This is a genomic window from Pseudomonas sp. CH61, assembly GCF_059429415.1.
The window spans coordinates 4,422,148-4,434,262 of the sequence record NZ_CM182098.1; the positions used below are offsets into that span (position 1 = coordinate 4,422,148).

At 60.2% G+C, this 12,115-nt stretch carries 7 protein-coding genes; 5 read left to right on the forward strand and 2 right to left on the reverse strand.

Features of this window, described 5'->3' with window-relative positions; translation table 11 throughout:
- Positions 1-30: 30 nt before the first annotated feature.
- Genes aauS through AC5SEM_RS19805 form a run of 3 tightly spaced genes read left to right on the forward strand, consistent with a single transcriptional unit; the run spans position 31 to position 3,607 of the window.
- Positions 31-1,932: a two-component sensor histidine kinase AauS gene (aauS, locus tag AC5SEM_RS19795; protein ID WP_495471096.1), complete on the forward strand. Its 1,902-nt coding sequence runs from the start codon at positions 31-33 to the stop codon at positions 1,930-1,932.
- The gene (aauR, locus tag AC5SEM_RS19800) at positions 1,929-3,257 is read left to right on the forward strand and encodes a two-component response regulator AauR (RefSeq protein WP_077574375.1); all 1,329 of its coding nucleotides are present in this window, start codon (positions 1,929-1,931) and stop codon (positions 3,255-3,257) included. The genes aauS and aauR overlap by 4 nt, the downstream gene beginning before the upstream one ends.
- A gap of 11 nt (positions 3,258-3,268) precedes the next feature.
- Entirely contained in the window at positions 3,269-3,607 is a 339-nt protein-coding gene (locus AC5SEM_RS19805; protein WP_150693227.1) for a GlpM family protein, read from the forward strand.
- A gap of 197 nt (positions 3,608-3,804) precedes the next feature.
- On the opposite strand, the gene AC5SEM_RS19810 is transcribed toward AC5SEM_RS19805, so the two are convergent.
- Positions 3,805-4,470, reverse strand: a complete 666-nt coding sequence (locus AC5SEM_RS19810) for a DsbA family oxidoreductase (RefSeq protein WP_495471097.1) — start codon at positions 4,468-4,470, stop codon at positions 3,805-3,807.
- A 177-nt stretch (positions 4,471-4,647) separates the two neighbouring features.
- Positions 4,648-5,682: an alpha/beta fold hydrolase gene (locus AC5SEM_RS19815; protein ID WP_331691898.1), complete on the reverse strand. Its 1,035-nt coding sequence runs from the start codon at positions 5,680-5,682 to the stop codon at positions 4,648-4,650.
- Between the two features lie 216 nt (positions 5,683-5,898).
- Here AC5SEM_RS19815 and AC5SEM_RS19820 point away from each other — a divergent pair, with 216 nt between their 5' ends.
- Positions 5,899-11,457 (forward strand): dermonecrotic toxin domain-containing protein, encoded by a 5,559-nt coding sequence (locus AC5SEM_RS19820; protein ID WP_495471098.1) that lies wholly within the window; start codon positions 5,899-5,901, stop codon positions 11,455-11,457.
- Positions 11,458-11,584: 127 nt separating this feature from the next.
- Positions 11,585-12,097, forward strand: coding sequence for a hypothetical protein (locus AC5SEM_RS19825; protein ID WP_495471099.1), 513 nt, complete (start codon positions 11,585-11,587; stop codon positions 12,095-12,097).
- The last annotated feature ends 18 nt before the right edge of the window (positions 12,098-12,115 follow it).

Here is a 12,115-nt window from a genome sequence, read left to right on the forward strand (position 1 = left end):
AAGTGTGGTGGTTGACCCAAGGCAACTGTGATGAAATGCGACCCCAATCTCTATCGCGCCGCGCCGCCATCACTTGCCGTGAAGCCCCGTCTGATTCGTCATTTGTTCCTGCCGCCACTGATCATCGCCCTGATGATCGGGTTGGGTTTTATCGGCTTCTGGACCAGTGAACATTTCGGCATTCGCAGCCTCGGCGAAAATGGCCAGCGCCAGCTGGAACTGCACGCCCGCGCGGTCGAAAGCGAGATCAGCAAATACACCTACCTGCCCAGCCTGCTGGAACTCGAAACCAGTGTGTCGCAGCTGCTGGCCGACCCGAGCCCGGAGCACCGGCAAAAGGTCAACGATTACCTTGAAGGCCTGAACCGGCGCAGCCGCAGTCGGGCCATCTACGTCATGGACACCACCGGACGCGTCATGGCCACCAGCAACTGGCGCGATGTCGACAGTTACCTCGGTGAAGACCTGTCCTTCCGCGCTTACTTCCAAAAAGCCGTACGTGGCGAACCCGGGCGTTTCTACGGCATCGGCAGCACCAACGGCGAACCCGGTTACTACCTCGCTCATGGCCTCGAAGAGCACGGCAAGATCATTGGCGTCGCCGTGGTCAAAGTGCGCCTGGAAGCCATGGAAGAACGCTGGCAACGCGCGCGTCTGGAAGCGTTCGTCAGCGATGAAAACGGCATCATCATTCTCTCCAGCGATCCGGCCCGGCGCCTGAAAGCAGTGATTCCGCTGAGTGAAGCCACCAAGGAAAAACTCGCCCGCAGCCTGCAGTACTACTGGTTCCCGCTCAACGAGCTGCAACCTCTGGCTCGCGAAACCTTGTCCGAGGGCGTAGAAAAATTCACCTTCCCGGCCAACAGCGAAGTGCAGTCCGGCGAGGACGACATCAGCTATCTGGCGCAAACCCGACCGCTGAGCGACACGCCGTGGAATTTCACCCTGCTTACGCCGTTGCAGGACCTGCGCCGCGAAGCGATCAACCAAGGCATTCTCGTCGCCGTCGCGTTCGCGCTGGTGGCCTTCCTGCTGATCGCCTGGAACGAACGGCGCAAGGTCATCGCCACCCGCCTCGCGGCCCGTGAAGCCTTGCAGGAAGCCAACAATCAGCTGGAGCGTCGGATTACCGAACGCACCACCGACCTGCGCGCCAGCAACGAACGGCTGAAGAGCCAGATCCGCGAACGCCGCCAGGCTGAAGAGACCCTGCGGCGTGCGCAGGATGAGCTGGTGCAGGCCGGCAAGCTCGCCGCCATTGGCCAGATGTCGACCAGCATTGCTCATGAATTGAACCAGCCGCTGGCGGCGATGCGCACGCTGTCGGGCAACACCGTACGCTTTCTCGAGCGCGGTCAGCTGGATGTGGCCAGCACCAACCTGAAAACCATCAACGACCTGATCGACCGCATGGGCCGGATCACCGCCAGCCTGCGCTCGTTCGCCCGGCGCGGTGACAACAAGGGTCAGGCCAGCCTCGGCAAAGCGGTCGATGCCGCCTTGCAAGTGCTGGGCGCCCGGGTGGAAACCTCGGCGCTGAACGTGCATCGTCAGTTCATCGACGTGCAAGTGCAGATCGACCAGACCCGCCTCGAACAGATTCTGGTCAACCTGATCGGCAACGCCCTCGACGCCATGCAGGCGCAACCACAGCCCGAACTGTGGCTGGAGGGCGAAGAGTTCAACGCCAAGTATCGCCTGCGCGTACGCGACAACGGCCACGGCATCGACGCCGAAGCGCGCAAGCATCTGTTCGAGCCGTTCTTCACCACCAAGCCCGGCGAACAAGGCCTGGGCCTTGGTTTGACCCTTTCCGCCAGCCTCGCCGCTGCCACCGGCGGGCATCTGGGTGTCGAACACCCGGCCAGCGGTGGCTCCACCTTCGTCCTCAGTTTACCGTTGGTAAGCCCTACTCCTGCCGAGCCAATATGAACCACGACCTTAGTGTGCTGATCGTCGAAGACGACCCCCATGTGCTGCTCGGCTGCCAACAGGCGCTGACCCTCGAAGACATTCCCTGCGTCGGCGTCGGCAGTGCCGAGGAAGCGCTGGAGCGTGTCGGCGACAATTTTGCCGGCATCGTCATCAGCGACATTCGCCTGCCGGGCATTGATGGCCTGGAACTGCTGACCCGCCTCAAGCAGCGCGATCGCAGCCTGCCGGTGGTGTTGATCACCGGCCACGGCGACATTTCCATGGCCGTCGGCGCGATGCAGAAAGGCGCCTACGACTTCATGGAAAAACCGTTCTCGCCGGAGCGTCTGGTGGATGTCGCGCGACGGGCGCTGGAGCAACGCAGTCTGGCTCGCGAAGTGTCATCGCTGCGTCGGCAACTGGCCGAGCGTGATTCCCTCGAGGGGCGGATCATCGGCCGCTCGCCGGCGATGCAGAACCTGCGCGAACTGATCGCCAACGTCGCCGACACTTCGGCCAACGTGTTGATCGAAGGCGAAACCGGCACCGGTAAAGAACTGGTCGCCCGTTGCCTGCACGACTTCAGTCGCCGCCACAGCAAACAATTTGTCGCGTTGAACTGCGGCGGCCTGCCGGAGAACCTCTTCGAAAGCGAGATTTTCGGCCACGAAGCCAACGCGTTTACGGGCGCCGGTAAACGCCGGATCGGCAAGATCGAACACGCCGACGGCGGCACATTGTTCCTCGACGAAGTGGAAAGCATGCCACTGCCGTTGCAGATCAAACTGCTGCGTGTGTTACAGGAACGTACCCTCGAACGCCTCGGTTCGAACCAGAGCGTGGCCGTGGATTGCCGAGTGATCGCGGCGACCAAGTCCGACCTCGACGAGTCGAGCAAGGCCGGGGAGTTTCGCAGCGACTTGTACTACCGCCTCAATGTGGTGACGCTGGAACTGCCGCCGTTGCGCGAGCGCCGCGAAGACATCCTGCAACTGTTCGAGCACTTCACCCAGCAGTCGGCGCTGCGCTTTGATCGCGCGCTGCCGGAGCTGGATAACCAGACCCTGTCGAACCTGATGAGCCACGACTGGCCGGGTAACGTGCGCGAACTGCGCAACGTCGCCGAACGCTTCGCCCTCGGTCTGCCGGCGTTCAAGAAGTCGGGGGCCAACAGTGGCGGACAAGGGCTGGCGTTTGCCGAAGCGGTGGAAGCGTTCGAGCGCAACCTGCTCAGCGATGCCCTGCAACGCAGTGGCGGCAACCTGACTCAGGCCAGCCTGGAACTGGGTATGGCCAAGACCACGCTGTTCGACAAAGTAAAAAAATACGGTCTGAGCCATTAAGCGAGAACGATGTGGATCTGTTTTTCAAAGCCCTGTTGGGCGCCGCGGTAGTTCTGATCATCGCGGCGCTATCGAAAACCAAAAACTACTACATCGCCGGATTGGTGCCGCTGTTTCCGACGTTTGCGCTGATTGCGCATTACATCGTTGGCAAAGGGCGTTCGATTGATGATCTGAAGACCACGATCGTGTTCGGCATGTGGTCGATCATTCCGTACTTTGTGTATCTGGCGACGTTGTATGTGATGGTCGATCGGATGCGGTTAGAGGCTTCACTGGCGGTAGCGGCGGTGGCCTGGTTGATGGCTGCTACGGTGTTGGTGACGGTTTGGGTTCGGTTGCACAGCTGACCCTCACCCCAGCCCTCTCCCAGAGGGAGAGGGGGCCGACCGAGGTGTCTTGCGTCTGACATTGACCTGAAAGATCCAGTCGATTATGGATTCGCTACAACACGCTCAGGTCGGCGTATCACTGCAGCATCCCCCGATCAGTCCCCTCTCCCTCTGGGAGAGGGCTAGGGTGAGGGGCTTTTGACTTCTGACCGATATCAACTAACCGTACCACCCTTAGACTCGGCCATGATCTGCCGAATCGCCCCGACAAACGTCTCCACCGGCTGCCCGCCCGTCACCGCGTATTGCCCGTTGAACACCACCGTCGGCACCGAACTCACCCCGCGCTGCAGCCACAACTGCTCTTCTTCACGCACCTCATCGGCAAACTCGTCCGACGCCAGAACCGCCTCGGCACGCTGGCGATCCAGCCCGACACTTTCCGCAATCTGCACAAGCTGCCGAGGATCCGACGGATTGCCTCCATCACTGAAGTACGCCTTGAACAGCGCCTCTTTCAACGGCAATTGCAAACCTTCAAGCCCGGCCCAGTGCAGCAAGCGATGCGCATCAAAAGTGTTGTAGATACGGCTGTTGCCGTCGGTGCGAAAGGCAAACCCGAGTTCTGCACCACGAGCGCGGATCGCTTCGCGGTTCTTCTGCGACTGCTCCGGGGTTGAACCGTATTTCTCTTGAATATGCTCGGCGATGTTCTGCCCATCGGCGCCCATTTTCGGATTCAGTTCGAACGGCTGGAAATGGATCTCGGCCTGCACTTCGTTGCGCAAGATCTCCAGCGCCTGTAACAAACCACGCAAACCGACGACGCACCACGGGCAGGAGACGTCGCTGACAAAATCGATTTTCAAAGCGGAACTCATCACACACCTCGCGAGGGGAGATCGGGCGGGAAAGTTTGCACGATACACCTGCTGCAGATTTTTGCTGACTATAGCGGCCCCTTCGCGAGCAGGCTCGCTCCCACCCTTGGAGTGCGTTCCCCTGTGGGAGCGAGCCTGCTCGCGAAGAGGCCCGCTCAGACAACACAAATACCTCGGTTACAGCAGATTCCCGCCCACCACCGGCTCAATCTGCGCCCAATGCGAGGTGTCTTCACGATGCGCCTGCAAATACGGCAGCACCGCCGCCAGCAATGGCTCCTTGAACGCCTCTTGAAAGCGGTGCGCCAGCCCCGGAATCAGCTTCAACTGACTGCCACGAATATGCGCCGCCAGATGCACGCCGTGCATCACCGGCAACAACGGGTCCGCCGTGCCATGCACCACCAGCGTCGGCACGCGCAATTGATTGAGCAACGCCACCCGACTCGGCTCGGCGAGGATCGCCATGATCTGCCGTTTCACGCCTTCGGGGTTGAACGCCCGGTCATACGACGCGGCTGCCTGCTGCAACAAGACCTGCCGATCATCGGTGACCGCCGGGCTGCCGAGTGCCGCGAGCAAATCCGCCTGTTGCTCCAGTGCCACCTGACGATTCGGTGCACCGCGTCGCGAGAGAAGTTGCACCAGCGCAGCACTCGGTGCCGGCAAACCTTCGGCGCCAGACGTGGTCATGATCAACGTCAGGCTTTCGACCCGCTGTGGCGCCATCGCCGCCATGTGCTGGGCGATCATCCCGCCCATGCTCGCGCCCAGTACATGGAATTGCTCAACGTGCAAAGCGTCCATCAAACCCAGCGCGTCGTCCGCCATATCGGTCAGGCTGTACGGCGCCGCCACTGGCAAACCGAGCTTGTAACGCAGCACTTCGAAGGTCAGGTTGGCTTCAACCGGCGCCTGACGCCAGGTCGACAAGCCGACATCGCGGTTGTCGTAGCGAATCACCCGAAAGCCCTGCTGACACAGCGCAACCACCACTTCGTCCGGCCAGTGGATCAACTGCCCGCCCAGGCCCATCACCAGCAGCAACGCCGGGTCCGACGCCCGCCCAATGCTCTGATAAGCAATGCTGACTTGTTGCAGATCAGCGTGCTCGGTCGGCACGTTGACATCACAACGCGCTGCCGCCATCGACGGCGCACTGAACAAAAGCGCGGCCAACATGGCCGCGACGGATAAAAACACCTTGTGCATGAAAAACACCGAAACGCAGAACCCCAGTAGAGCGCGAGTCTGATGAAGTTTGTACAAGCGCGCTGCCACAGTTCGATGACAGTTTGATGAAGAGTGCCGAGCGGTCACGCGGGGTTGTTGCAAACAATATCTATGTACCGCCATCGCCTTGCGCGATTTGTCTTGAATGACCCGTTCCGGAACGGATGAGCCGTTCCCTTTGCGAGTCATGCCACCATGCCCGATCGCCTTAATCTGGATGAAGCCAGCGCCCCCTCACCATTGCCCACGGTAGCCGGGCACCTGCCGAAAGTGACCGATGACAGCCTGTTGCAGCAGGCCAGCCACCGCTGGCGCGCCAGCAGCGAAGGCTTGCGCCAATTGTTTGCCGATAGCCCGGCCCTGCGCGACACGATCAATGAGTTACTGCGCCAACAACTGCAACTGGACGGCGAAACCACGCACTTGCACTTTGCTGCCACTGATGAGCACCCCGAACATATCGTCAGCCTTACCGATGCGTGTGCCTTCGTCGCCCAGCAACCGACGCTGGAAACCGGTCTGGATCAGCGTTGCCACCTCACCGGCATCAGCACAAATCATGCGTTGTACGCGTTGAAACCCCTGCAACTCCTGGAAAAGCTCAAATCGCTCGATCCCGCGAAGAGCCACGCCACACGCTGGAGAAACTTCTGGGAAGCGCGCGCGCCGCGCACACCGGTGTCACGCAGCAGCCGTGCCACGCAGCTTTACCGTGCGCATTTCGAAGCTACCGCGCACACGGCGCTCGCCAACCAGACCCTTAGCGCTGCTCAACTCAAAACGCTGCAACAGGTCATCGATTCGGACACCGGCGCACTGACCCTTGACGGCCAACCCATCCACACGCAAAAGCCGGCGCTGGTACTGAGCAATCACAGTAAAGTGAAACTTCCGGGGGCGTGGGTGATCAGCGTGGGTGATCTGGCCACGGCCGCGCCGCTGCTGTATCTGCCCAGCAGCGCCGTGTCGATCCAGGCCTTCAAGAGCCGCGCCGACCTGCAAGCCTGGCTGACCAGCCATGTGCAAATCCCCACCGATCTGCCCAAGGACATCCTGCGCTTTGACTACAGCGCAGCGCTCGACCCGATGGTCACCGGGGCGAGCGATCTGTTCGCCGACCGACACCATGCGCAGCTTGATGCCTTGAGCAATACCAACAAAGACAAAACCGGGATCAGGGAGCACGGCGCGCGATCCCTGGTGCATGTCGACCTGATCGATCATCAGCGCAGCAACGCGATCATCGTGGCAGCGCCGCCAAAACCAGCCACGCCTGTCAGCGACGGCGAGTTCGATGAAAAGCCGCTGTTCGGCAGCCTGTCGGCCGCTATTCCACTTGCCGTGCGCCAGGCCGCGCTCAAACGCGAGCGCGATGCACTGAAGCGCTTGCAGGACAACGACGGCGACGGTTCTCGTTACCGCCAATGCAAGGACGCCCTCAAAGCACTGGAGACCGCCGAACAAGCCGGTGAGCGCGCCGCCACATCGCTGCATTACCGCGAAAGTCTTGATTTAAGCGCCTTCAACACAGCGTTCGCTGCGCTCCTTCAGGCGCACAAGGACGGCTTGCATGCCGAAGCCAGACTGCAAGCAGCACTGGGCCAACTCGACAGTACTGAACACGATCTGCTCAAAGCCGTGCTGAACACCCCCATCGCGGCCGAACGCGACATTGACTTCACAGCGGCCAGCCTGACCTTGTCGATGAGCGAAACAAAAGACGGGATTACCTCCACGCAGAGCGAAACGCTCAAGGGCGTACTGGTGATCGCACCTCAGGCCGCACTCTCGGACAGCACCTCAAGCGCCAGCCTGATGCTCTACTGGCCGGGCACCGGTGGTGGTCTGCAACGATTCGCCGACCGTCGCACACTGGCGCGCGAGGTGTTCAAGATTCAGGATCAGGACAGCGAACTGGCCCTGCAACTGAGCACCCTGACCGCGGACCCGCTGCATTACTGCCTCAATGAACTGATCGCCGACTTCGAAGCGAAAGCTACCCGCCTGCGCGGCAAACCCGAGCAGGCTGACGCTCTGGAAACGCTGCGCCAGGCCTGTCTTGCCGCTGTGCAGGTGCCGGTTCACGCCGCCAGAAGCCTGTCCTTTGCTCACCTGCAAGAGCAGGAACGCAGCGGCACTCTCGCCGGCCATCTGCCGGAATGGCTGATCAAGCTCAAGGAAAACGAGCGTAACGGGCTCAAACAAAACATTGAGGCGTACATCGCGGCAATGCGCCAAAGCCACGCTCTGATGACCCTCGCACTGGAACCTCGTGACGACTTCACCCGCCGCCACCTGTACGCCCGACTGCGCAAGGATTTTTCCCTTGAAGGTCACTTTTCCATCCAGGTCGAACTGCCCGACTCGACCAAAACCGAGCAAATCCCTGAATCCGGGCCAGGAGGTAACCGCAAAACCACTGTCATCGTGCCCAGCCAAACCCGCAGCAAAATGTCACTCGAAGACCTTGCCCAGCTCAACATCGATAATGTCCATTCGGTGCTCAACGATGCGCTGTCACAGCGTCTGATCTTCTTGCGCCTGGAGGTCACCGCGACGCTGAAAAAGGATCGTACGCGCCTGCTCAATGGCATCAACCTGACCTATCTGCGCAAGGTGCTGCCGGAACTCGATCTGCCCAAGGCCTATGAACAGAAGATCCACGACGCCTTCACGGGGGCCGCCGACGAGTCGGCGTTTATCCAACAGCATCGCCGGGAAAGCCTCATCGAACCGTGGCGTCTGCTGCTCAAGATTCAAAGTGAAAATGCGCGCCTGCAAAAGCACATCAACCGTGACGAGGCCGCGCTGCTGAACATCGCCATTGATGCCTGCACCGCAGAAGCGTGGCAAGCCAATGGCAAGCGCATTGTCTTGTTGCCGGTATCTCTGAAAGTCGGCGGCAAGGACACCCCCGGCGAAGGCCCGGTGACCCTGTCCAGCATCAGCTTCATCGAAGAACAGATCAGCGGCGTCACCCTGTTGTACCTGCCAGACAGCCACGACGGGCAGTTTTTCCGCCGCTACGACACGCTCGAAGCGGCGCGCACAGGGCTGTTCAGGTTGTGCGGGAGCGACAAGTGGGTCGCATACCTCGCGGGCCGGGCCTTGCAGGGCAACGTCAGGGCACATGTCAGCCGGATCGCTCAGGCCGTGGCAAAAAACTTCGATGCCATCATCGAAGTGGGCGTGCGCTGGCCGGCGAGCACATCGCTGGCCGCGCACCTGCTCGATGCGCACAGGGGACGCCTGGTCGAAGCCCATCGCGGTACCTCGCGTTCCAACGACGAGCTGTTCTTCGAGCGCTACGCCTTGAAAGGCCCGCGTGCCTTCAACTACATAAAAATGGCACTGGGGATGGTGCCCTTTGTCGGCAGCGTGCTGGCCCTTTATCAAGCCTGGACAGCGGCCAATCAGGCCACAGCAGCATTTTTGCGCGGTGATGTCGCTGATGGTCTGGCGGAAGTCGAGTCCATGTTGCTGTCGTTGATCGACGCGCTGATGGATCTGCTCCCGGGCGAAGCGGTGGCCTCGACCCTCTCCCGGACGACACGCGCGTTGACACAGGCTCGCCAACTTCACGCATTGATCGGCAACGTTGCGGCCCTGCACGGCAAAACGCAGCGCCAGGCCAGACAAGTGCTGGCGCGTTTCAAGGATTACGAATATGAAAAACCGCTTTCACTGGCAGGGACTGAACCCGCCACCCACGGTCTTTATCGCGGTATCTACCGGCATGCCGACGGCGACTTCATCGAACGTCAGGGTCGCCTCTACCAGGTTGAGCTGAGCAAGGACTCGCGCCAGTGGCGCTTGTCAGGCAACTCGCAAAAAACCTACAAGCAACCGATCGCACTGGATGAAACCGGGGCCTGGGACACCTGGTTCGGCGTCTACGGAACGACCTTCGACGGCGGCCTGGCGGGGGGTGGCAATGTCGTCGGGCGCGTGGCCGATACGCTGGATCCTTACTGGCCTCCGGTGATTCGCCAACGCTTGCCGCGCTGGCTGGTGGATCGGAACTTTCGGCGCCAACATCAATTGACTGCCGCTGCGGATGATCTGGCCGATCGGTTGCAGGTCAGCGGAACCCAAAGTGATCGGTTGATCAACGTCTATAGCGAAGCCACGCTGGAACAACGCCCGGCCAAGTTGCCCGCAGTCGAAGCCGCTTGCGTTGTCGATATCCGCTTGGCTGAACAACGTTATCAAACGTTGACCGAGCTGACCGAGCTGACCCATGGCGGAAAACTCAGGGAAGTCGTCGGCATGCAAAGCAAGTGCGCGTGGCTCCTGACCGATCGCTATCGGCGCCGCGCTGTTCACGCCTCGCACAACGTTCATGCCATGACCCTGAAAATCAGGGAGCTGAAACGGGCCCGCAACGCTTTGCCCCCCGACAGCCTGCCGCAACGTTTGATCATCCTGGAAGAGATGCGTGGACTGCGTATCGAGATCGTGAAAAAACTCGAAGACATGGAGGCATTCAAGGAGCAGGTCAATCACTGGTATGGACACATGCTTGCAAAAGAACGGCCGAAGATTTCGACACTCGTTGACAACATCAACACCCGATACAGTGATGCCGCCCTGCTATACCTGAGAACCTCGCAGCGCCTGGAAATTGTCAAGAAAGCGGGCCACGCCGACCCTGCGTCGTGGCTCTATTTTCAAAGAGTTGCCGAGCCGCTTCGCGCGGACATTGATCGCGTCCTGTACCGCCAGTACGACCTGCCGAATATCGCGACTACAACAGCCCAACGAAACCGCATGCTTCAGGAATCTGTCGAGCTGTGCCAGCGCTTTCGTCGCGAGATGGGCGTGTGGATCGCCAGCTACCCGCAATTCTTCCATCTCGAAGTGGTCGAGCCCTTGCTGGAAGGTATTGACCGCCTGGCCGATCGGGCGCGCGCCGGGATCAATACGCCGTCGGCGCCGGTACGAAGGCCCGGGGGGCCACCTCTGCAACGCGTATTCACCACGGCTGACAATCAATTGCGCCATGGCGTCGAGCAATGGGACAACGTGACCCAGACCCGCCGATACACATGCACCGGGCCTGGCGGCCATGAGGAAATCTGGGAACAAGCCGCCGATGGCATATTACGTCTGACCAACCCGCGAACCTCAGTGGCGCGCTCGCCCGCAGGATTGAGTCTGGCCTCCCTGGTGAGCGCAGCCCGACAACGTGTGGATAACGTCGCGACTTTCCGGGCTACGGTTCAAAGTAACGCTGACAGGGGCATGCTACCCATTGATCTGCAACACATGATGGACGTTAGAGCAAACGAGTTCATCGCCCGCGCCGACGACATCGCAGCCAAGTCTGCGCAACACCCGATCATCCAGACGTTGCGCGACCAGGCCACAGAGCTGACGGCTGCCGGGCGAGCCATCCGCACCGAACGCTCACTGACCAGCCCGAAGCCAACCGATGGCATGCTCGACGACCTCATCGATCAACATGTCGTGGAGATACGGCGTACGCAGTCGATCCAGCCACTGGGCCAGTATCAGGGTTATCCAGACTACATGCAGGAATACGAGATCTGGAACGTCAACGCACAACCGCCTTACCTGCTGTGGTATGCGCACTTTCATTACCGCAGTGCAACGCCTGATTTTCGTCAGTTCGAAAAAGCTCACCTGAAACTGCCTGAGCACCGCTTCCTGACCCACGCTGACGATGCCACCCTGCCGTATTCGGACATTGGCAGGCAGTCGGTGGTGCTGGGTCATTTCGAAGCCATTTGAGCAAGATTCAGCGGACCGTCCGTCGCTACTGTCAGATCTGACAGTAGCGTGATCTTGCGTTTACGCAGCCAATGGTTCGACGACGGAACTCATGGTGAACCGTCGATACGATTACAGGATGGCAGACATGAATAAAAATCTTCTGCAAAACGGCGACTTCGGCACTGGCAAGTTTGCGCCTTGGGAGGTTCATGCATTCCAAGGCAAGGTCAGCGTCGTTCAGCATAACCTCGGCTATCAAGCGAAGGTGCTGCCTGGTGTAGATAACGGCGTCGTACTGTTGAATCGATTCGACGCCCCACCCGGGGCCTTTACCGTGCAGATCGATGCATCCGCGCCTGAGGCCAAATACCATCAGGATCCGCCGAACATCGACACGCACCCGATTCTGTTTTTTATCATCTCGGGCTATGGAGCGGACGGCAGAACGATCCAGTACGACGTCGGTAGCTGGTGGCTGAAACCTGCGCAAATGCCTTTCGAATACTCCGGCGTCATGTTGGCAGGTGTAGTGAGCGCCCAACTGCAAGTGTCCTTTCCCTCTGATCCTCTTAAGGTCAAGGGGTCGCTCTACATCGATAACGTCAGCTATATGCTCGACCCGCCAGGGCAAATTCATAAAACGCGCTGGAGTCAGTGATCGGCAGCCCCCACTCAG

Excerpts from the sequence above, each read along its gene's own strand:
- aauS (WP_495471096.1), top strand. The coding sequence starts at position 31 with ATGAAATGCGACCCCAATCTCTATCGCGCCGCGCCGCCATCACTTGCC.
- aauR (WP_077574375.1), top strand. The coding sequence starts at position 1,929 with ATGAACCACGACCTTAGTGTGCTGATCGTCGAAGACGACCCCCATGTG.
- AC5SEM_RS19810 (WP_495471097.1), bottom strand. The coding sequence starts at position 4,470 with ATGAGTTCCGCTTTGAAAATCGATTTTGTCAGCGACGTCTCCTGCCCG.
- AC5SEM_RS19815 (WP_331691898.1), bottom strand. The coding sequence starts at position 5,682 with ATGCACAAGGTGTTTTTATCCGTCGCGGCCATGTTGGCCGCGCTTTTG.
- AC5SEM_RS19820 (WP_495471098.1), top strand. The coding sequence starts at position 5,899 with ATGCCCGATCGCCTTAATCTGGATGAAGCCAGCGCCCCCTCACCATTG.
- AC5SEM_RS19825 (WP_495471099.1), top strand. The coding sequence starts at position 11,585 with ATGAATAAAAATCTTCTGCAAAACGGCGACTTCGGCACTGGCAAGTTT.